The organism is Stenotrophomonas sp. SrG (genome assembly GCF_050031795.1).
GTDB lineage: Bacteria > Pseudomonadota > Gammaproteobacteria > Xanthomonadales > Xanthomonadaceae > Stenotrophomonas > Stenotrophomonas rhizophila_A.
Genome location: NZ_JBNBBE010001066.1, coordinates 1 through 240, shown reverse-complemented (window position 1 = coordinate 240; position 240 = coordinate 1). Strand labels below are relative to the sequence as shown.

Annotated in this window: 1 pseudogene; it reads left to right on the top strand. The window is 68.8% G+C overall.

Annotation, left to right across the window (positions count from 1 at the left end):
* A pseudogene (locus ACQG3P_RS22745) lies at positions 1–240 on the top strand (alpha/beta fold hydrolase); the annotation flags it as partial.

Below are 240 nucleotides of genomic sequence, written 5' to 3'. Positions count from 1 at the left end.
ACTCGCAGCGCCAGCCCCCGGAAATGGCCTACCTGGACGTGGCGCCTGCCGGCCGCCAGCTCGGCACGGTCGTGCGGTTGCACGGCAAGAATATCTGCGCGGGCACCTGGCGAGATGCCATCACCGCGTTGAGCAGCGCCGGCTCCCGGGTGATAGCGCCGGACCAGATCGGCTTCTGCAAATCGAGCACGCCACTGCGCTACCAGTCTTCCTTCGGCCAGCTGGCCGCCACCACGCAGG